The organism is Chelatococcus asaccharovorans (genome assembly GCF_003201475.1).
GTDB lineage: Bacteria > Pseudomonadota > Alphaproteobacteria > Rhizobiales > Beijerinckiaceae > Chelatococcus > Chelatococcus asaccharovorans.
Window position 1 is genome coordinate 63,402 of record NZ_QJJK01000008.1, and the last position, 20,276, is coordinate 83,677.

The following is a 20,276-nucleotide window of genomic DNA, read 5'->3' on the forward strand; positions in this document are numbered from 1 at the left end:
CCACCATGGACGAAAGCTCCGAAGCAATCCATAACACAGGGATTGCGGGATTAACCGGCCGGGGGGCTGCCATGCCGGCGGCAGTATTCGACAACGAGCATATCGGCGGCCTCGTCGAACATCCCCTCCCGCCGCAACCGGTTGGCGAGCGGGCGCGTGTGCTCATCTACAGCCACGACACCTTCGGGCTCGGGCACCTCCGGCGTTCGCGTGCCATCGCCAACGCGCTGGCGGCTGGCAGCACCGGTGTATCCGTGGTCATCATTTCGGGCTCTCCGGTCATCGGCAATTTCGAGTTCGGATCCGGCGTGGATCACGTGCGCGTGCCCGGCGTCGTGAAATTGCGCAATGGTGACTACCGAAGCCTGAACCTGAACATCGGCATCGAGGAAACGACGCATCTGCGCGCCGCCATCATCGCGCAGACGGCACAGAGCTTCCGGCCGGACCTCGTCATCATCGACAAGGAACCCACCGGTTTCCGGGGCGAGATCCTGCCCGCCCTGAACATCCTGAAGCGCAACGGCGCCCGCCTCGTATTGGGTATTCGCGACGTGATGGACGAACCGGCTGCCCTGAAGCCCGAATGGGAGCGCAAGGGCGGGCTCGAGGCGCTGTCGACCTTCTACGACGAGATCTGGGTCTATGGCCTCGAGCAGGTCTACGAGCCGCTTTCCTGCCTTCCCTTGTCCGACGAGGTGAAGCAGCGCATCCTCTACACGGGCTATCTCCGTCGCGGCCTGCCCCGCGAGGCGAGCATCACGAGCTATCCCCGGATCACCCGCGGCCCCTTCGTGCTCGTGACAACGGGAGGCGGCGGCGACGGCGAGGACCTGATCGACTGGACGATCTCCGCCTACGAATCGCCAGCCTGTCCGGACATCCCCGCGCTCATCGTCTTCGGCCCGTTCATCAACCGGGACCAGCGGCGCGGCTTCATGACGCGCATCGCCAAACATCCGAAGCTTGCAGCCATCTCCTTCGATTCGAAGCTCGAGCTCCTGATGAACCGCGCTTCGGCCGTGGTGGCCATGGGAGGCTACAACACCTTCTGCGAGGTGCTGTCCCTCGACAAACCGACATTGATCGTGCCGCGCACCACCCCGCGCCTTGAACAGTATATCCGTGCCGCCGAGGCGGAGCGGCTCGGCCTCATCCGCATGCTGGTGCAGGGCTCGGGCAGCGCGGAAACCATGGCCCATGCGATCCGCGACCTGATGCAGCAGAAGCGCCCTTCGGAGGTTGTGGTGCCCGGCCTCCTCGACGGGCTCGACGTCATCGGGCGCCGGTTCAACGCGTGGCTCGCCGAGCGGCCGGAACCGGCCGTCACCCATCAGGCGGCCGAGTAACTGCCCGTGCCGTCGCAGCAGCGTCCGACCATCGCCATCGTCGTCAAAGGCTATCCGCGCCTGTCGGAGACCTTTATCGCGCAGGAAATCCTGGCGCTGGAGGGGCGCGGCCTGCCGCTCTCCATCTGGTCGCTCCGGCATCCGACGGAAAAGGCGGTGCATCCCATGCACAAGCGGATCAAGGCGCGCGCCAGCTACCTGCCCGAATATCTCTACCAGGAGCCCCTGCGCGTCGCCGCCGGCCTTGCCTGGGGCCTGCGCCAACCGGGCGTGCGGCGCATGCTCGCCACCTTCTGGCGGGATCTCAAGCGCGACATGACGCCAAACCGTGGCCGCCGCCTGGGCCAGGCCTTCGTGCTTGCCCGCGAACTCCCCGCCGAAATCCGCCATCTCCACGTGCACTATCTGCACACGCCCGCCTCGGTTGTGCGCTACGCGGCCATGCTGCGCGGCCTGACCTTCAGCTTTTCCGCCCACGCGAAGGACATCTGGACGACGCCTGACTGGGAGATCCGGGAAAAGATCGCCGACAGCGCCTGGGGCGTGACCTGCACGCGGGACGGCCACGCACGGCTCACAGCGCTTGCGCCGCCCAGCCCATCGGGGGTCGGGCGCGTCGATCTCGTCTATCATGGCCTCGACCTCAGCCGATTTCCGGCACCGCCACAGCGGCCAGCAAGAGATGGTTCGGATCCTGCGGATCCCATCCGCATCGTCACCGTGGGGCGCGCCGTTGCCAAAAAGGGCTTCGATGATCTGCTCACGGCGCTGGCGGCTTTGCCCGAAGGCCTGCACTGGCAGCTCGTGCATATCGGCGGGGGGGAACTGCTGGCGGAGCTCAAGCAGCAGGCGGCGCGCGAGGGCATAGGGGGGCGCGTCGTTTTCCTGGGCGCGAAGGCGCAGCCCGACGTCATCGCCATGATGCGCGAGGCGGACCTGTTCGTGTTGCCGGCCAAGCAGGCCAAGTCCGGCGATCGCGACGGCCTGCCCAATGTTCTGATGGAAGCCGCCAGCCAGGAACTCGCCATCGTCGCGAGCGACTTTGCCGGCATTCCCGAATTCCTGCGCGACGGGCGCGAGGGCGTGCTGGTGCCGCCCGGCCGCTGGGATCTCCTCGCCAATGCCGTGAACATGCTGGCACGCGATCCCGCGCGCCGCACCTATCTCGGGAAGGCGGCGGCGGCCCGGCTCGCCCGGGATTTTTCCATGGAGGCCGGGATCGATCATCTGGCAACGCTGTTCCAGGCCCAGCTCGGCGGCGATGGCGACGCCGTTCCCGGGTCAGGCGCTGCGGCAAAGCTTGAAGCCGAACGCGCCCTTGCCGCGGTTCGCGCTGAATGACAGCCACGGTCGCGTTCTATGCGCCGCTCAAGCCGCCAGACCATCCCGTGGCCTCCGGCGACCGGCGGATGGCGCGGCTCTTGCGGGATGCGCTCGGGGAGGCGGGCTTCGTGCCGCAGCTTGCGAGCACCCTGCGCAGCTTCGAGGGCGCCGGCGAGCCATCCCGGCAAAGCACCCTGCAGGCGGCGAGCCTCGCGGAGGCCGATCGCCTCATCGCCGTCTACCGGGCTATGCCTGCAGCCGCACGGCCTGCCCTCTGGTTCACCTATCACGTCTATTACAAGGCACCGGACTGGATCGGCCCGCGGGTCGCGGCGGCGCTCGGCATTCCCTATGTCGTCGCGGAGGGCTCGCGCGCGCGCAGACGGGCCGATGGCCCGTGGCGCCTCGGCCATGCGGGCGCGGAGGCCGCGCTCGATGCCGCCGCCATCGTCTTCGTGATGAATGAGGCCGATCGCCCTGCCCTTGCGGCGGCGCGCCCTGCCGGCCAGCAGCTCTTGTCCTTGCCGCCCTTTATTGACGCGACGCCTGTCACGGATGCGCGGCCGCCGCACCCCGAGGGGCCCGCGCGCCTCCTGACCGTGGCGATGATGCGTCCCGGCGACAAGCTCGCGAGCTACCGCCTGCTGGCCGAGGCGCTCCAGCAGTTGTCCAGTCATGGGCCATGGCACCTGGATATTGTCGGCGACGGCCCCGCCCGTGCCGAGGTCGAGGCGCTGTTCGCCCCCTTCGGCACCCGCGTCACCTTCCACGGGCTGATCGACGACGAAAGCCGCCTCGCAGCGTTCTATGCCGATGCGGATCTCCTGCTCTGGCCCGCCGTCAACGAGGCCTACGGCATGATCTTCCTTGAAGCCGCGATGCAGGGTTGCCCCGCCATCGCCGGCGCCTATGGCGGCGTGCCCGGTGTGATCCGCGCTGGAGAGACCGGCCTTCTGGTACCCGCCGGTGATGCTGGAGCCTTCGCCACGGCCCTGTCAGCGCTCCTCGAAGATTCCGCACGACGCGCCGCCATGGGCGCCGCCGCCAGGGATTTCGTACGCCGGGAGCGCAGCCTTGCCGGCGCCGCCGCCCTCCTGCGGCAGTCGCTCTCGGCTTTGATCGCCGCGCCACCCGCCGGAACGGGTACGCCATGAAGATCCTCGTCACGGTCACTCATCTCCTCGGCGTCGGCCATCTCAATCGCGCGGCCGCCATCGCCCGTGCCCTCGCGGCGGCAGGCCATGACGTCACCCTCGCCTCGGGCGGCATGCCCTCGCCGCTTCTCGACAGCACAGGCGTCACGGTGGTCCAGTTGCCGCCCTTACGGGTCAAGGGCGCGGCCTTCTCGCATCTCCTGGACGAAACGGGCGAGACCGCCCTCCCTGCGCATCTCGCGGCGCGCGCCGCGCAGTTGGTGACAACGCTTCACGCGGTCCGCCCTGATGTGGTGATCACGGAGCTGTTTCCGTTCGGCCGCAGGGCGCTCGCCGCCGAGCATCTGGCGCTGCTAAAAGCGTCGCACGCCATGATGCCACGCCCGCTGATCCTGTCGTCGGCGCGTGACGTGCTGGCCGCGTCACGCCGGCCGGAGCGCATCGCCTTGACCCACGACCACCTCCGCGCCTTCTATGATGCGATGCTGGTCCACGGGGACCCGGCCGTGCTGCCGCTGGAGGCAAGTTGGCCGGTCGATGCCGGCGTCGCGCCACTCCTCCACTATACCGGCTATATCGATGATGGTGCCGCGTCCGCCGCCCGGTCCGATGGGACAGAGATCCCCGGAGGCGAGATCCTCGTATCCGGCGGTGGCAGCGCCGCATCGCTGCCGCTCTACCGGGCGGCGGTCGGGGCGGCGCGGATGCTGACGGACCACGCCTGGCGTTTGCTGGTCGGCGCAGGTGTCAGTGAGGAGGACTTCCGGGCGCTCGGCGAGGCGGCGCCGGCGCATGCCGTCGTCGAACGCGCCCGACGCGACTTTCCGGCCCTGCTGGCCCGCGCCGCCGTAGCCGTCAGCCAGTTCGGCTACAATACCGCAGTCGATCTGCTGCGCGCCGGAACCCGCGCGGTCGTCGTGCCCTTCGAGGAGGGCGGCGAGACGGAGCAACGCCTGCGCGCCGAGCGTTTCGCAGGCGAAGGGCTGGTGACAGTATTGCCCCAGGGCGAGCTTTCGGCGGACCGCCTTGCCGAAGCCGTGCGCGTCGCGATGGCCGGTCCGGAGCCGCGCGCCGCGACAATAGACCGCAGCGGCCTCGACCGCAGCGTGGCGATCATCGAGGATCTGGCCGCCACGCGCCATGTGGCGGCCATCCCGTCATCGGCTTCGCGCGGGGCAACGCCCCTCAAGGCGGCAGGCCCCCTCCGCTGGGCGGCTCTGGACGATGCGCTCAAGCGACGTGCCGATCGCGGCGCACCCTTGGACATCTGGTGGCGCGACGACGATGCCGTTGCGCCGACACCGGCGCTCGACCGGATTCTGGCCATGGCCGCTGCACATCGGATGCCCCTTGCGCTGGCCGTCATTCCCGGCGGAGCCGGACCGGATCTCGCCGCGCGCCTTGCCATCGAGACAGGCGTCGACGTTCTGGTGCACGGCTTCCGCCACCACAACCACGCACCCCCCGGCGAGAAGAAGGCGGAATTCGGCGACCATCGGCCCCAGGGCGCCATGCTTGATGAAGCGCGCGCCGGGCTCATCGGGCTGCACGCCCTGATGGCGGACAGGCTCGTCCCGGCCTTCGTGCCGCCATGGAACCGGATCGCGCCCGCGCTGGCCGCGACGCTCGCGCAACCAGGCTACACCGGTCTGTCGACCTTCAAGCGGCGCAAGCTTGTGCCGGGCCTTACCGTCGCCAACACGCACTGCGACCCGATCGACTGGCGCGGAAGCCGCAGCCTCGCCAATCCGGACGCCATCCTCAACCAGCTCGCGCGCGATATCGTCGCGGCGCCTGATGACGAGCCGATTGGCCTGTTGACCCATCATCTCGCCCATGACGCGGCAATCTGGCACTTCTGCGAGGATCTGATTGCACATCTCATGGCTTCGGCCATCGTCAGGCCGATAGCCGCGCGCGCCATTTTCGCCGGCACCGGTCCGGCTGAAGCACAGGGATGACCGCCCTGCCGCAAATTGCGACAGGTCAATCCCTTGAGGCGGCTATTAGGCAATAATCCGGCGCGCGCGCGAGGGCCGTCTCGAGGGTGATCTCGAAGACCATCTCGAAGACCATCTCTTGCGCACTCTTGCGCAAAACACATGGAAAGTCTGTCTCGATAAAGTGACAGACTCCTGTAATAGATTAATGTTGATAATATCGGCGAGGACGTCGGAGGGGAATGCATTGAGTGTGATGGAAACGGCCGGCAAGCCGCAGAACGGGCCCTTGCTCGCTGTACGCGGTCTTGAAGTCACTTTCACAGGTGACCAGGCTTCCTTTCGCGCGCTCGACGGCGTGTCGCTGACGATCGAGGCCGGGCGCACGGTAGCCCTGGTCGGCGAATCCGGCTCAGGCAAGTCCGTGACGTCGCAAGCCATTCTCGGCATCCTCCCGAAGACGGGCCACGTGACGGGCGGCGAGATCCTGTTCCGCGATCCCGCCAGGCCACGGGATGCCGGCCAGCCGCTTGACATCGCGCGGCTCGACCCGGAATCGGAGACGATGCGGGGGCTGCGCGGCGGGCGGATCGCCATGATCTTCCAGGAGCCTATGACCTCGCTGTCACCGGTCCATACGGTCGGCGACCAGGTCAGCGAAGCGGTCATGCTTCACCAGAAGGTCTCCGCCGCGGAAGCCAAGACACTCTCCATCGCCGTGTTCGAACGCGTCGGATTTCCCAATCCCGAGCGCACCTTCGACACCTATCCCTTCGAATTGTCCGGCGGCATGCGCCAGCGCGCCATGATCGCCATGGCCCTGATCTGCCGCCCGGCCCTCCTCATCGCCGACGAACCGACGACGGCCCTCGACGTGACGACGCAGGCCCAGATCCTTGACCTGATGCGCGAGCTGCAGGCCGAGACGGGCATGGCGATCCTCCTGATCACCCACGATCTCGGCATCGTCGCCAATATGGCCGACGACGTCGCCGTCATGTATCGGGGCCGCATCGTGGAATCCGGCACGCGCGATGCGTTGTTCCGGGATCCGCAGCACCCTTATCTGAAGGCGCTGTTACGCGCCGTGCCGCGGTTCGACATGCCCCCCGGCGAGCGGCTGACGCCCATCCGCGAGGTGGCGTCGACCGGCATCATCGAAGCCGCGCCGAAGATCGCGCGCAAACAGCCGAAAGGGCCCGTGCTGGCGGTCGAGGGCATCGGCAAGACCTATACCCTGCGCAGCGGCTGGTTCTCCGGCCGCACCAAGACCCTGCGTGCCATCGACGAGGTGAGCCTCGCCCTGCCGTCCGGGACAACACTCGGTCTCGTCGGCGAGTCCGGCTGCGGCAAGACGACGGTGTCCAAGATCATCATGCGGTCGATCGACCCGGACGGCGGCCGCGTCCTCTTCGACGACGGCAATGGCCCCCGTGATATCGGCAAGCTGGAAGGCAACGATCTCTTCGCCTATCGCCGCGCCGTCCAGATCGTCTTTCAGGACCCGTTCTCGTCGCTCAACCCGCGCATGACCGTCTATGAAGCGCTGATCGAGCCGCTCGTCATCCACCGCATCGGCACGAGTGAAGAGCGTTTCGCCAAGGCCAAGATGCTGATGGAGCTCGTCGGTCTCGACAAGCGCTATCTCAGGCGTTACCCGCATTCCTTCTCCGGCGGCCAGCGCCAGCGCATCGGCATTGCGCGCGCCTTGGCCCTTTCGCCGCAGGTGCTCGTGCTCGACGAGCCGGTGTCGGCGCTCGACGTGTCGGTGCAGGCGCAGATCCTCAACCTCTTGAAGGACCTGCAGGGTGCGCTCGGCCTCTCCTATCTGTTCGTGTCGCACAATCTGGCCGTGGTCGACTATCTCGCCGACACCATCGCCGTGATGTGCCGCGGCCATATCGTCGAGGAGGCGCCGAAGGCGTCGTTGTTCCGCAACCCTGCCCATCCCTATACGCGTGCGCTTCTTGCCGCGGTGCCGAGCCCCGACCTTGACCATCCGCTCGATTTCAACGCGCTGCGTTCCGACCGCTTCTCCGACCCGGGCAAATGGCCGGACCCCTTCCGGCTCGCGCCGGGCATCGCGAGCACGATGCACGAGATCGAGCCTGGCCATCGCGTGCGCATGAACCTGACCGGCGAAAGGAGGGCTGCATGACACGCCTACCTCCCTACCTCCATCGTCCCATAACCCGCCGCGCATTCGCGAGGGCTGGCCTCGCCGCCGCCGGTCTCGCGGCACTCTCCCGCGGCGCATGGGCGCAGTCTGCGCTCGGCCCTTCCACCATGCCGCTGCCCAGCCGCTGGGTGGAGACCCCGTTCTTCCAGACAATGGTGGACGACGGCAAGCTGCCGCCCATCGCCGAACGCCTGCCCAAGCAGCCGCTGGTGGCCGACCTCAAGGCCCGCGGCCGCGAAATCGGCAAGCAGGGCGGCGAAATCATCACGATCGCAGCGAAATCGCGCGACCTGCGCTATCTCTCGGCGATCGCCTACAACCGCCTCGTCGGCTACGACGAGACCCTCGTTCTGCGTCCGGACGTCCTCGAATCCGTCACCAACGAGGATGATCGCGTCATCACCCTCAATCTGCGCCGCGGCCACCGGTGGTCGGACGGACATCCCTTCACCGCCGAGGACTTCCGCTACTGGTGGGAGGATGTGGCGCTCAACAAGGCGCTGTCCCCGGCCGGCCCGCCGATCTTCATGATGATCGACGGCCAGTTGCCGACCTTTTCGGTCATCGATGAGGTGACGGTGCGTTACGAATGGCAGAGGCCCAATCCGCGCTTCCTGCCGACCCTGGCACTGCCGCGCGACCCGATGATCTATCGGCCTGCGCATTACATGAAGACGTTTCACAGCAAGTATTCCGATGCGGAGGGTCTCGCCCAGGCGGCTGCGCGGGCCAAGCTCAAATCCTGGGCGGCCCTGCACAACCGCATGGATGACATGTTCGAGAACTCGAACACGGAGATTCCGACGCTCGGGCCCTGGAAGATCATGAACGCCAGCCCCGCGACGCGCTTCGTGTTCGAACGCAACCCCTACTACCATCGGGTCGACGAAGCCGGGCAGCAGCTTCCCTATGTCGACAAGATCATCGTCGATATCGCCTCGAGCGGACTGTTCCCGGCCAAGGCCAACGCCGGTGAGGTGGATTTCCTGGCGCGCGGCCTCTCCATGCCGGACATTCCCGTTCTGAAGGAAGGCGAGAAGGCCCACGGCTATCGCACACTTCTCTGGCCGATCGCCCGCGGGTCGCAGGTCGCGCTTTTTCCCAATCTCACCGTTGTCGATCCGGTCTGGCGCCAGCTCAACCGCGACGTCCGCTTCCGCCGGGCCCTGTCGCTCGGCATCGATCGCCACACCATCAACAACGCGATTTTCTTCGGGTTGGGACAGGAGGGCAACAACACGGTCCGTGAGGGTTCGGCGCTGTTCGAGCCGGCGTTCCGGACGCGCTACGGCATCTATGATCCCGAAGCCGCCAACGCCCTCCTGGACGAGATCGGCCTTACAAAACGTCGCGGTGACGGCACGCGCCTTCTATCCGACGGACGGCCGCTCGAGATCGTCGTGGAAGTCGACGGTGAAGGCGGCATGACGGTCGACACGCTGCAACTCATCGTCGAATTCTGGCGGGAGATCGGCGTCGGCCTCTTCATCAAGCCGCAGGACATCAATGTGCTGCGCAATCGCGCCTATGCCGGGTTGCCGGTGATGGTGGCGGGCTTCGGCTTGGACAATGCCATTCCGACCCCGGAAATGTTGCCGTCGGAACTCGCGCCGATCTTCCAGGACAATTTCGCCTGGCCGAAATGGGGCCAGTATATCGAGACCAAGGGCAAGAACGGCGAAGCTTGTGACGTCAAGGAGGCCAAACGTCTGCTGACGCTGTACGAAGATTGGCTCAGCACCGCCAATGAGGTCGAGCAGGCCGGCATCTGGAAGGAAATGTTGTCAAATCATGCGGATCAGCAATGGTCGATCGGCACGGTGGCCGATGCGCTGCAGCCGATCGTCCTGCGTGACGGCCTCGCCAACTTCCCGAAGAAGGCGCTGTATAGCTGGGATCCCACGTCGCTTGTCGGGATCTATCGGGTTGACGAAATCTATTGGGACAAGCCGGAACGTCGGGTGGCGCAGGCATTATGATCAGCTTTCTCGTCAAGCGCTTCGCCACGATGGTGGGGACGCTCCTGCTCATCAGCGCGTTGACCTTCTTCATCATCAAGCTTCCCCCTGGGGATTTTCTGTCGAACCAGATCGCGGAGCTGCGTTCGCAGGGCGATGCGGGGGCGGCGGCACGTGCCGACTTCCTGATCAAGCAATATGGTCTCGATCGGCCAATCTGGGAGCAGTATCTCGTCTGGATCGGCGTGATGCCGGGCAGCAACGGCTACTCCGGGTTGCTGCAGGGCGACTGGGGCTGGTCATTCGAATATGACAAACCGGTCAACGAGGTGGTCGGCGATGCGCTCTGGCTGACCTTGCTGCTCAACCTGGCAACAGTCGCCTTCGTTCATATCGTCGCCATTCCGATCGCCATCTATTCGGCGCGACGACAGTATTCGTTCGGCGACTATGCTTTCACACTCATCGGCTATATCGGCCTCGCTGTGCCGAGCTTCCTGCTGGCTCTCATACTCCTCTATTATATGAACCGCTGGTTCGGGATATCCATCGGCGGGCTCTACGATTCGCGCTATGCGAACCAGCCGTGGACGGCGGACAAGATCAAGTCGCTCCTCCAGCATCTCATCGTGCCGACCCTGGTCATCGGGCTGGCGGGCACGGCGGCGATGATCCGGCGCATGCGCGCCAACCTGCTCGACGAGCTCAGCAAGCAGTATTACGTCACCGCCAAGGCCAAGGGGCTGCCGCCGACAAAGGCCTTGCTGAAATATCCCTTCCGCATGGCGCTCAACCCCTTCGTGTCCGATATCGGCAACCTTCTGCCGCATCTCGTCTCGGGATCGGTGCTCGTGTCCCTTGTCATGAGCCTGCCGACCGTCGGCCCCATCCTGCTCGCCGCGCTCAAATCCCAGGATCAGTTTCTTGCCGGCTTCATTCTCATGTTCGTCGCCGTGCTGACCGTCGTCGGCATGCTCATCTCGGATCTGTTGCTCGCATGGCTCGATCCGCGTATCCGGCTCGGGCAACGTTGACATGCAAGCGACACTGATTTGCGGGGAACCATGATTGACGCATCGCGAGGTGAACCATGACGATGACTCGTGATGCAGGGACAAGCGCAACGGCACATTTCGTTGACAAGGCGCCTTTTGACCCCGGCCTTGCCGATCCTGGCACGGGTGAGGATGAACGCTTCTACCAGGCATCCTCGCTGAAGCTGATCTGGTGGAAGTTCAAGCGCCATCGGCTTGCGGTCGTTTCGGCGATCATCCTCCTGTTTTTCTACCTCAGCATCCCCTTCGTCGAGCTGATCGCGCCCTACGGGCAGAACCAGCGCAACGGCAATTTTCTCTACGCGCCGCCGCAGGGAGTCCATCTCTTCCACGAGGGCCGGTTCGTCGGCCCCTTCGTCTATCCCTATTCCTTCACCTTCAACCTCGACACCTTCACCCGCGACTATGTCGTCGACCGCACGAAGCCGCAGCCGCTGCGCTTCTTCTGCGAGGGCGAGCGCTACAGCTTCTGGGGCCTCCTGGACGCGCGTGCGCATCTCGTCTGTCCGCCTGAGGGCGGCACCTTCTTCCTCCTCGGCACCGACAGGCTCGGCCGCGACGTCTTCTCGCGCATCATCTATGGCGGGCGTATTTCGCTGACGGTCGGCATCGTCGGAATCGCCGTGTCCTTCGCGCTCGGTCTGTTCTTTGGCGGCATCGCCGGTTATCTCGGCGGCTGGGTCGACAATGTCGTGCAGCGGATGATCGAGATTCTCCGCTCACTGCCGGAACTGCCGCTGTGGCTCGCCCTCTCGGCCGCCCTGCCCGCCAACTGGAGCCCGCTGCTCGTCTTTTTCGGCATCACCATCATCCTGGGACTGCTCGACTGGCCCGGGCTGGCGCGGGCGGTGCGCTCCAAGCTGCTGGCGCTGCGCGAGGAAGAATATGTGCGGGCAGCCGTGCTGATGGGGGCCTCGCGGCGCCGCATCATCGCGCGTCATCTGATCCCCAACTTCATGAGCCATCTGATCGCATCGGCGACGCTGTCGATCCCCTCGATGATCCTGGGCGAGACGGCGCTGTCCTTCCTCGGTCTTGGGCTGCGGCCACCGATCACCAGCTGGGGCGTGCTCCTCAACGAGGCGCAGAACCTCGCGGCCGTCAACCTGCAACCCTGGCTGCTGTGGCCGATCGCGCCGGTGGTGCTCGTCGTGCTCGCCTTCAACTTCATGGGCGATGGACTGCGCGACGCGGCCGATCCCTATCACTGAACCGCCCCGGAAAGCGTTGCGGCACAAAAGAACAGCCCGCCTAAGGCGGGCTGCAAGTGGGAACCGGAGGTCGTTTCGGAACCGGAGGTCGTTCTATTGCCTTAACGGGCGGGCGCGGCAGGCGCTCCTGGCGCCGCGGCAGGCGGGTTCGCCCGGCTCGTCGACCCGGTCGTCATGGAATCGGTATCGTCTGCGCGCTTGAACTCAGGCGCATTCTGCAGCTCGGCCTTGCTCGCCTGCACCATGATCTTCGGCGTATTGGCCGCGTTGCCGTCCGGGGTGATCTGGAGGGCCTGCATCGGCATGGCCACGTTCTTCTGGCCCAGCCCCAGGAACCCGCCGACACCAACGACGACGCCCTCCACGGTACCATTCTGGGCGATCAACAGATCGTTGATCTCACCGATGGAGGCATCCTCGCTGCCGACGACGGACGCGCCGATGAGCTTGGAGCCGAGCAACTGGTTACTGGTCTGCTGACCGATATAGGTGACCGCCCCCGAGGGCGCACGCGTCGCATTGGTCGCCGCTCCGGGTGCAGCACCAGGCGCAGCCGGAGCCATCGCCGGCGGTTTACTGCCCGAAGGGGCGGCGGGGGACGGACTCGTCGCATTCTGCGCAAGAACCGGACCGGCAGCCAGCGCGGTCATCAATGCTGTCGCAATTGTCAGATGCTTGATCATCGTTATGCCTCTCCTTGTTACGAAATGGTCGCTCTGGAGATTGAACGACGTGAGCAGCCGATGGTTCCCTGATATAGCCAGATACTTGAACAGCATTCCCCTCAATCTATACGTGGGCGTTGCCTCATCAGTCGGAGAAAAATACGGCTCGAGAGGGTATAATACCAAACGCGACGCTTCAGTTTCCAACGACCATCTAAAGCGTTGCTGGCGGCGAAATTCTTTGGCGCGACGACCTGACCGCGTCGCCATGAATTCCGGGCTCGCCGCTGATGCGAGCCCGGAATGACGCGGGTTTACCTCCGAACGCCGCAGGCTTAAGCCGGCATGCGACCAAAGACGGCAGGCATTCCGCTTGACTTTTGGAGCGGTTGGGACCAGTTCAAGGATACCGGTGTGGGCACTATGCCATCGGCAGCGTGAGCGATGATGAAAATCGTCGCCCGCCGACAGCCCGCACCTCACCGAACAGCCCAATCACGCGGGGCGTTCATCTCCCCGCGCTCGCGACCTGCAACGCCGTCGGCTTGCAGAGTCGGTGTGTTGTTTTGGAAAGAATTTCAGATTGACTCAATTTACGGATCTGGGCCTTAACCCGCTTCTGCTCAAGGCCCTCGAAGGTGAAGGCTATCACACGCCGACACCCATTCAGGCTCAGAGTATTCCCCATCTTCTCAAAGGCCATGACCTCCTCGGAATAGCCCAGACGGGCACCGGTAAAACGGCGGCCTTTGCCCTTCCGATCCTGCACAAGCTCGCCGCGAACAAGGAGCCGCGCCGGCGCCATGCCTGCCGGGCGCTCGTGCTGAGCCCGACGCGCGAACTGGCGAGCCAGATCGCCGACAGCTTCCGCACCTACGGCCGGCATCTCGGCCTGACGATTGCCGTCTGCTTCGGCGGCGTCGGCGTGCGCCCCCAGGCCATGCAGCTTGCCCAGGGCGTCGACGTTCTCGTTGCGACTCCCGGCCGGCTGATCGACCATCTCGATGGCCGCGCGGTGAATCTCGGCAGCGTCGAAGTCTTCGTCCTCGACGAGGCCGATCAGATGCTCGACATGGGCTTTATCCATGCCATCCGGCGTATCCTTCCGGGCCTGCCCAAGTCCAGGCAAAACCTGTTCTTCTCGGCGACGATGCCGAAGGAGATCGGTGCTCTGGCGGCGGAATTCCTGAAGGATCCCGTCAAGGTTTCGGTGACGCCGGTCGCCACCACGGCGGAACGCGTCGAGCAGCAGGTGATCTTCGTCGAAGCCGCGCACAAGCGGAACCTTCTCGCCAGGACCCTGCGTGAGGTGGTCAAGGGTCGCACGCTCGTCTTCGCCCGCACCAAGCACGGTGCCGACCGCATCGTGCGGCATCTGGAACAGGACGGCGTCCGCTCTGCGGCCATCCATGGCAACAAGAGCCAGGGGCAGCGCGAGAAGGCGCTGGCCGAGTTCCGGTCCGGCCGCACGCCGATTCTCGTGGCGACCGACATCGCGGCGCGCGGCATCGATGTGGATGGCGTCACGCACGTGATCAACTTCGACTTGCCGAATGTGCCGGAATCCTATGTGCACCGCATCGGCCGCACGGCCCGCGCGGGCGCCGAAGGGTCCGCGATCTCCTTCTGCGATGCCGATGAACGCGCCTATCTGCGCGACATCGAGAAGCTGACGCGTCAGAAAATTCCGGCAACCGACGGTCGGGCCGACCAGTCCACACCGCTGGAACTTTTCTCCGCAAAGCCGCAGACCAAGCGCCAGGGCGGCAATGGCGGCAACGCCGGCGGTCGGGCGCGGCCGCAAGGCGGCTTCGGCGGGGCTGGCCGCGGCAGCCACGGCTCCCATCCGTCACGGGGAGGCGACTATGGCCACAGCCGCGACGGTCAAGGCGATGGTCGCAGCCCTGCCGCCGCCGGCGCATCGCAGCAGCATGCATCGAGCCAGGGTCGCGGCCAGGGTCATGGCGGCAACGCGGGCCGCGGATCAGGCCATGCAAGCGGTTTCGGCGGTCGCCCCGGCGGCCGCGACGGGGCGCCGGCGGGAGCTCCTGCCGGCCGGCCGCGTCGTCCCCGCTACAAGGGCCCTGCCTCGCGCAGCGCGCAGTCGTAGACGCACGATCCGATCGAACCGCGCCGATCCCTCCCCTGAGGGGAGGGATCAACGCGCTTTGGACTAAGCGCCCCCATCCCGGGCCTGGGCGAGAACAGCACGCAATACATCGAAAATGCGCTCGTCGGATGTTTGCGAGACATTGAACCGCAGGAAGTTCGTCGCGGTTTGCGACAGGCTGAACGCGTTTCCCGGCGCCAGCACGACATTCCGCGCGAGCGCTGCGCGTGCAATATCGGCGGCGTCCAGTCCATCCGGCAGGCGCGCCCACAGAAACATGCCGGCCTGCGGCTCGATCCAGGGCATGATGCCCATCGCCTTCAACTTTGCCGCAACCTCGAACCTCGCCTTGGCGAGGCGGCTGCGCAGCGTCTCCACATGCTTCCTGTAGCCGCCGTCGCTCAGGACACGCAGGACAAGTTCCGCGTTGAGCCGACCACCGCCGAATGAGGTCGCGATCTTGAGATCGGTCAGACCCTCGATCCAGTCGCGCCGGGCGGCGATGAAGCCGCAGCGGGCCGACGCGGACAGCGTCTTGGAAAAGCTGCCGATATGGATGACGCGGTCGAGCCCGTCATAGGCCGCGAGGCGAGCCCCCGGTAGGGGCTCGAAATCGGCAAATATGTCGTCCTCGATGATGGTGAGCGCGCATTGATGGGCGAGCTTCAACAGCTTGTGGGCGACGACGGGTGAGAGCGTGGCGCCGGTCGGGTTATGGATCCCTGAGTTGGTGATGTAGAGCCGGGGCCGGTGTTCCGCGAGCGCTTGCGCGAAGAGCGCAACATCCGGTCCCGTAGGCGTATAAGGCACGCCGACGATCCGCGCGCGATGCGCCCTCAGCAGGGCATGGAAGTTGAAATAGCAGGGATCGTCGACCAGCACGGTGTCGCCAGGCTCGATCAGGAAGCGGCACAGGATATCAATGGCCTGGGTCCCGGAATCGGCCAGCACGATCTGATCCGGGGAGGCCTCCATCCCGCGCTCGGCCATGCGCCGGGCGATGAGCTGGCGCAGGGGTGGCAGGCCAAGCGGAGAGCTGTACTCGGACAAGACCGCGGGATCGGCACGGGAGACGGATCGAAGCGCGCGCCTGAGGCTGTCCTCCGGAAGCCATGCGGGGGGAAGCCATCCGCAGCCCGGCTTGAGGTCGCCAGGGCCCGCTTCCAATGATTGCCGCGAAATCCAGAAGGGGTCGATAGCACGGTCGAGCCTAGGACCAATCTCCGAAAGCGACAACGGAGCCGTCTGGCTGGCGACAAAGAAGCCTGAGCCGGGCCGGGAGTGGATCGCGCCCTCGGCGACCAGGCGCTCATAGGCCTCGACGACCGTGGAGGCCGAGACCTTCAATGTGCCTGCCAGCCCGCGGATCGAAGGCAACTTGGCGCCCGCGGTCAGACTGCGACCGGCGATGCGCTGCCGGATCGTCGCCATCACCATCGCCACCCGCGTGCGCCCGACCGCCGGTTCATCCATCTGTACCGAGCCCTTTAGCATAACAGTTCGATGAAACCGTACTGGATTGTCGCTGGCCACGCCAGCGGTGGCGAGGGACAAAAGCGCGACAAGCGAGAGAATGCGGCATGGACCAGTCAGCGCGTGGGTGGATCAGCGGTCTCGCCGGCGTGGCGATCTTCAGCGGGTCGCTGCCCGCCACCCGCGTGGCCGTGATGCAGTTCGATCCCGTGTTCCTGACAGTAGCCCGCGCGGCCATCGCCGGCCTTCTGGCGCTCGGCCTGCTCTTCGCCTTCAAGGAGAAGCGCCCGACACGGGACGATTTCATCTCCCTGGTCATTGTCAGCATGGGCGTCGTCGTCGGTTTCCCGCTGCTGACCGCCTTGGCGTTGCAGCACGTGACATCGGCGCATTCGATTGTCTTCATCGGTCTGCTGCCGCTCGCGACCGCCATGTTCGGGGTCATCCGCGGGGGCGAGCGGCCCAAGCCCCTGTTCTGGCTGTTCTCGGCCCTGGGCAGCGCTGTTGTCGCGGGCTTTGCCGCGTTCCAGGGGCTTGCCGCTTCACCCGTCGGCGATGGTCTGATGCTGGCCGCGATCATCGTCTGCGGGCTCGGCTACGCGGAAGGCGCGCAGTTGTCCCGCAGGCTTGGTGGCTGGCAGGTGATCTCCTGGGCTCTTGTCCTGTCGCTGCCGGTGATGATCGCGCTGGCGATCGTCTCCATGCCGCCGACATTCTCCGGCATCGAAGCGCCCGCCTGGATCGGCCTGGCCTATGTTTCGCTGTTCAGCATGTTGATCGGCTTCTTCTTCTGGTATCGAGGTCTGGCGCTAGGCGGGATAGCCGCAGTGAGCCAGTTGCAGCTCCTGCAGCCGTTCTTCGGTCTGGCGCTCGCCGCCACGCTCTTGCACGAACCGGTGACGACGACGATGCTGGTGGTGACGATCGCGGTGATCTTGTGCGTAGCCGGCGCGCGCAAGTTCGCGAAATCGTCGAGTTCGCCCGGCCGAGACGAAAAAGGGCATGCCGATGTATGTACCACCCGCATTCCGTGAAGATGACCCGGTGGAACTTCGGCATATCATGAGGGCGGCTCGTCTTTCGACCCTCGTGACCGCCACGGCCGACGGCCTGATGGCGACCCCGCTGCCCCTCTTTCTCGATGAGAGCGAGGGTGAGCACGGCGTGCTCCACGGCCATCTCGCCAGGGCCAATCCTCAATGGGCATTGCCGGTCCACGGGGAGGCGCTCGTCGTTTTCTCCGGACCGGACGCCTATGTGACGCCCTCCTGGTACCCCGCCAAACGGGAGCACGGCAAAGTCGTGCCCACATGGAACTATGTGGCGGTGCATGCCTATGGACGGCCCGAGTTCTTCGACGACGCGACCCGGCTGCTCGAGGTGGTCACGCGCCTGACCAATCTCCACGAACAGCCCCGTGCCGAGCCCTGGAGCGTGACCGACGCACCGGAGGCCTTCATCAAGGCGCAACTCAAGGGGATCGTCGGGCTCCGGCTGCCGATCACCCGCATCGACGGCAAGCGCAAGATGAGCCAGAATCGAAACGCCGACGACCGTGACGGCGTGGCGGAAGGCCTCCTCGCCAGCGATGCGGCGAGCGACCACGCCGTTTCAAGGCTCATCCCGCGTCACAGGTAACGCGCTTGTCCCGCGCGGCGTTACTCCAGCCGCACCGTCACACTGTCGCTCGCGCCCTTGGCATCGATGACCGAGACCCGGGCGAAGCCCTGCCCATCCGGTTGCCAGCTCGCCTGGCGCCTGAGGCTCGCCTCGGAGACCGGCGCGCCGTTGACCAGCCATGTCAGCGGCAGGACGCCGCCACTTGCCTTCAGCGAGAGCGCGGACATCCTGCCGGCGCCAAGGCCGAGGTCGACGCGCGCGCCATTCGGCGGGTAGGCGATGCGCAGCGGCGCGGTGGCGGTCGCGGCGATGGTCTTCGGCTGGTCCTGGCGCAGATGGCGCAGCGGCGGCGGCAGCGTCGCCGTCGAGGCAAACAGGACGTTGGGCGGCGCGGGGATAGGCTCCGGCGTGCGATCAAGCCGCGCGAAAGCATCGAACAGGACAGGCGCCGCCGTCATGCGCGCGACGAGCCCCGGCACGGAGGCACCGTCCGGCCGCCCGAGCCAGACGGCGATGGTCGTCAGGCGGTCGAAGCCGATCGCCCAGGCGTCACGATAGCCGTAGGACGTGCCCGTCTTGAAGGCGATGCGGCCCGGCACCGCGTTATCCGGCGGCGGCGCGCCGCGCAGGATATCGGCGACATACCAGGCGGCGACCGGCGTCGTCAGCGGCTGGTCACGATGCGCGCCGGGTGGCTGATCCAGGCGACGCACAAGGGTCGGCATGTCGCCGCCCCGCGCCAGCCCGGCATAGAGACGCGCCATGTCGGTCAGGCGGATGCCGAGGCCACCGAGCGCAACCGCGAGGCCGGGCGGCCCGACCTCGTCCTTGGGCAGCACGATATCGGCGCCGGCGCTGCGCAGGCGCGCCAGGAACTTGACCGAGCCCAGCGCATCGAGCAGCTCGACCGCCGGCATGTTGAGGGACTGCTGGAGCGCGCGGCGCGCCGTCACCGTGCCCTGGAAGGCGAGATCGAAATTCTCGGGCGCATAGGTGCCGAAGCGGACGCGGCGATCGTCCAGCACCGTCTCCGGATGGGCGATGCCATTGTCGAAGGCGAAGGCATAGATGAACGGCTTCAGCGCCGAGCCCGGCGAGCGCACGGCGAGCGTCGCATCAACTGCGCCGGCGCGGTCGCGCGCGAAATAATCGGGCGCGCCGACCTGCGCGCGGATCTCGCCCGTCGCATTGTCGATGGCCACGATCGCCGCGGAGAGCCCGGGTCCGACGCGCTCGGCGCTTTCGCGCGCCAGCGCCTCAAAGCTCCGCTGCAGGCGGCCATCGATGGCGAGGCGGATGATCGCGGCGTCCGGATCATCACGGACGGCCTGTTCGGCGGCATGGGCTGCAATCATCGGCAGCGGCTGGCGTGCCTCGGGGATCGGCGCCCGCTCGGCCGCCTCGACTTCGGCCTCGGAAATGAACCCCGCCTCCAGCGCCCGCGCCAGCACCCGGGAGCGCGCCGCGCGCGCCGCTTCGGGGAAGCGATCCGGCCGGCGCGTCTCCGGCGACTGCGGCAAGGCCACCAGCAGCGCCTGCTCGGCCAGGGACAAGCGCTTCGGCTCCTTGGCAAAATAGGCGAAGCTCGCCGCCCTCAGCCCCTCCAGATTGCCGCCATAGGGCGCGAGGCTGAGATAAAGCGCGAGGATCTCGGTCTTGGCGAAACGATGCTCCAATTCGATGGCGCGTACGGCTTGGCGCAACTTGGCGTCAAGCGTGCGCTCCGCCCGCGGCTCAAGGAGCCGGGCGACCTGCATCGTGAGTGTCGAGGCGCCGGACACGACCCGGCCGTTCATGGCGAACTGACCAACGGCGCGCGCCAGCGCGAGACCGTCGATGCCGGGATGGCTCGCGAAACGCTTGTCCTCGTAGAGCGTCAGCAGCGCCAGGAAACGCGGGTCGACATCTTCGGTCTTCACAGGAAGACGCCAGCGCCCCGCCTTGGTCGTGAAGGCACGCAGAAGCCGGCCGTCGCGGTCGCGCACTTCGGTCGACCGGATATCGGCCACCGACAGATCGAGCGGCCCGAGCGCCACCACATAGTGCCAGAGCATGGCCGCGCCCGCGACGAGGCCAACGGCCGCCGTGCCGACAAGACCGGCGACCAACCGGCGAATGCCGGGCCTCACGTCCGCCCCCTCATGCACCCCACTCCTCGGCGAACCAGGCCCCCTCCCTTACCCTCCCCCTCCTGGGGGGAGGGAGAACGGGGGGAGGGAGAACGGGGGGAGGGAGAACG

At 66.3% G+C, this 20,276-nt stretch carries 14 protein-coding genes; 11 read left to right on the forward strand and 3 right to left on the reverse strand.

The genetic code is table 11. The features are described 5' to 3' along the window. The first annotated feature begins 71 nt into the window (after positions 1-71). The 8 genes from C7450_RS19245 (at position 72) to C7450_RS19280 (ending at position 12,169) form a co-directional block, all read left to right on the forward strand. Positions 72-1,349: a glycosyltransferase family protein gene (locus tag C7450_RS19245; protein WP_110376087.1), complete on the forward strand. Its 1,278-nt coding sequence runs from the start codon at positions 72-74 to the stop codon at positions 1,347-1,349. Continuing rightward, complete coding sequence (locus C7450_RS19250) at positions 1,350-2,690, forward strand: glycosyltransferase family 4 protein (RefSeq protein WP_425351244.1); 1,341 nt, start codon at positions 1,350-1,352, stop codon at positions 2,688-2,690. It begins immediately after the preceding gene. Continuing rightward, entirely contained in the window at positions 2,687-3,826 is a 1,140-nt protein-coding gene (locus C7450_RS19255; RefSeq protein WP_110376088.1) for a glycosyltransferase family 4 protein, read from the forward strand. The genes C7450_RS19250 and C7450_RS19255 overlap by 4 nt, the downstream gene beginning before the upstream one ends. Continuing rightward, positions 3,823-5,787 carry a glycosyltransferase gene (locus C7450_RS19260; protein WP_110376089.1) on the forward strand — a complete coding sequence of 655 codons (1,965 nt, stop codon included), beginning with the start codon at positions 3,823-3,825 and terminating at the stop codon, positions 5,785-5,787. Before C7450_RS19255 ends, C7450_RS19260 begins: the two co-directional genes overlap by 4 nt. A gap of 235 nt (positions 5,788-6,022) precedes the next feature. Next, on the forward strand, positions 6,023-7,924 hold the full coding sequence (locus C7450_RS19265; RefSeq protein WP_110376090.1) for an ABC transporter ATP-binding protein: 1,902 nt from the start codon (positions 6,023-6,025) through the stop codon (positions 7,922-7,924). Continuing rightward, on the forward strand, positions 7,921-9,924 hold the full coding sequence (locus C7450_RS19270) for an ABC transporter substrate-binding protein (protein WP_342588528.1): 2,004 nt from the start codon (positions 7,921-7,923) through the stop codon (positions 9,922-9,924). The genes C7450_RS19265 and C7450_RS19270 overlap by 4 nt, the downstream gene beginning before the upstream one ends. Beyond that, positions 9,921-10,937 (forward strand): ABC transporter permease, encoded by a 1,017-nt coding sequence (locus tag C7450_RS19275; RefSeq protein ID WP_110376091.1) that lies wholly within the window; start codon positions 9,921-9,923, stop codon positions 10,935-10,937. Before C7450_RS19270 ends, C7450_RS19275 begins: the two co-directional genes overlap by 4 nt. 62 nt (positions 10,938-10,999) lie before the next feature. Then, a complete protein-coding gene (locus C7450_RS19280; protein WP_110376355.1) occupies positions 11,000-12,169 on the forward strand; it encodes an ABC transporter permease in 1,170 nt (389 codons plus the stop codon). Between the two features lie 101 nt (positions 12,170-12,270). Here the strand turns inward: C7450_RS19280 and C7450_RS19285 are convergent, their stop codons facing one another. Next, positions 12,271-12,852: a PRC-barrel domain-containing protein gene (locus C7450_RS19285; protein WP_170147327.1), complete on the reverse strand. Its 582-nt coding sequence runs from the start codon at positions 12,850-12,852 to the stop codon at positions 12,271-12,273. Positions 12,853-13,417: 565 nt separating this feature from the next. On the opposite strand from C7450_RS19285, the gene C7450_RS19290 reads away from it, so the two are divergent. After that, entirely contained in the window at positions 13,418-14,944 is a 1,527-nt protein-coding gene (locus C7450_RS19290; protein WP_110376093.1) for a DEAD/DEAH box helicase, read from the forward strand. A gap of 63 nt (positions 14,945-15,007) precedes the next feature. Here C7450_RS19290 and C7450_RS19295 read toward each other — a convergent pair whose 3' ends face one another. After that, positions 15,008-16,417, reverse strand: coding sequence for an aminotransferase-like domain-containing protein (locus C7450_RS19295; protein WP_425351235.1), 1,410 nt, complete (start codon positions 16,415-16,417; stop codon positions 15,008-15,010). 107 nt (positions 16,418-16,524) lie between these two features. Here C7450_RS19295 and C7450_RS19300 point away from each other — a divergent pair, with 107 nt between their 5' ends. Beyond that, positions 16,525-17,451: a DMT family transporter gene (locus C7450_RS19300; RefSeq protein WP_110376095.1), complete on the forward strand. Its 927-nt coding sequence runs from the start codon at positions 16,525-16,527 to the stop codon at positions 17,449-17,451. Then, entirely contained in the window at positions 17,426-18,055 is a 630-nt protein-coding gene (locus C7450_RS19305; protein ID WP_110376096.1) for an FMN-binding negative transcriptional regulator, read from the forward strand. The genes C7450_RS19300 and C7450_RS19305 overlap by 26 nt, the downstream gene beginning before the upstream one ends. A gap of 20 nt (positions 18,056-18,075) precedes the next feature. On the opposite strand, the gene pbpC is transcribed toward C7450_RS19305, so the two are convergent. Further along, the gene (gene pbpC / locus C7450_RS19310; protein ID WP_110376356.1) at positions 18,076-20,091 is read right to left on the reverse strand and encodes a penicillin-binding protein 1C; all 2,016 of its coding nucleotides are present in this window, start codon (positions 20,089-20,091) and stop codon (positions 18,076-18,078) included. Between the last annotated feature and the right edge of the window lie 185 nt (positions 20,092-20,276).

Bases quoted from the DNA above. Each gene is read 5' to 3' on its own strand.
- C7450_RS19265 (WP_110376090.1), top strand. From the start codon at position 6,023: ATGGAAACGGCCGGCAAGCCGCAGAACGGGCCCTTGCTCGCTGTACGC.
- C7450_RS19245 (WP_110376087.1), top strand. From the start codon at position 72: ATGCCGGCGGCAGTATTCGACAACGAGCATATCGGCGGCCTCGTCGAA.
- C7450_RS19280 (WP_110376355.1), top strand. From the start codon at position 11,000: ATGACTCGTGATGCAGGGACAAGCGCAACGGCACATTTCGTTGACAAG.
- C7450_RS19275 (WP_110376091.1), top strand. From the start codon at position 9,921: ATGATCAGCTTTCTCGTCAAGCGCTTCGCCACGATGGTGGGGACGCTC.
- C7450_RS19270 (WP_342588528.1), top strand. From the start codon at position 7,921: ATGACACGCCTACCTCCCTACCTCCATCGTCCCATAACCCGCCGCGCA.
- C7450_RS19295 (WP_425351235.1), bottom strand. From the start codon at position 16,417: ATGGATGAACCGGCGGTCGGGCGCACGCGGGTGGCGATGGTGATGGCG.
- pbpC (WP_110376356.1), bottom strand. From the start codon at position 20,091: ATGCTCTGGCACTATGTGGTGGCGCTCGGGCCGCTCGATCTGTCGGTG.
- C7450_RS19305 (WP_110376096.1), top strand. From the start codon at position 17,426: ATGTATGTACCACCCGCATTCCGTGAAGATGACCCGGTGGAACTTCGG.
- C7450_RS19260 (WP_110376089.1), top strand. From the start codon at position 3,823: ATGAAGATCCTCGTCACGGTCACTCATCTCCTCGGCGTCGGCCATCTC.
- C7450_RS19300 (WP_110376095.1), top strand. From the start codon at position 16,525: ATGGACCAGTCAGCGCGTGGGTGGATCAGCGGTCTCGCCGGCGTGGCG.
- C7450_RS19285 (WP_170147327.1), bottom strand. From the start codon at position 12,852: ATGATCAAGCATCTGACAATTGCGACAGCATTGATGACCGCGCTGGCT.
- C7450_RS19255 (WP_110376088.1), top strand. From the start codon at position 2,687: ATGACAGCCACGGTCGCGTTCTATGCGCCGCTCAAGCCGCCAGACCAT.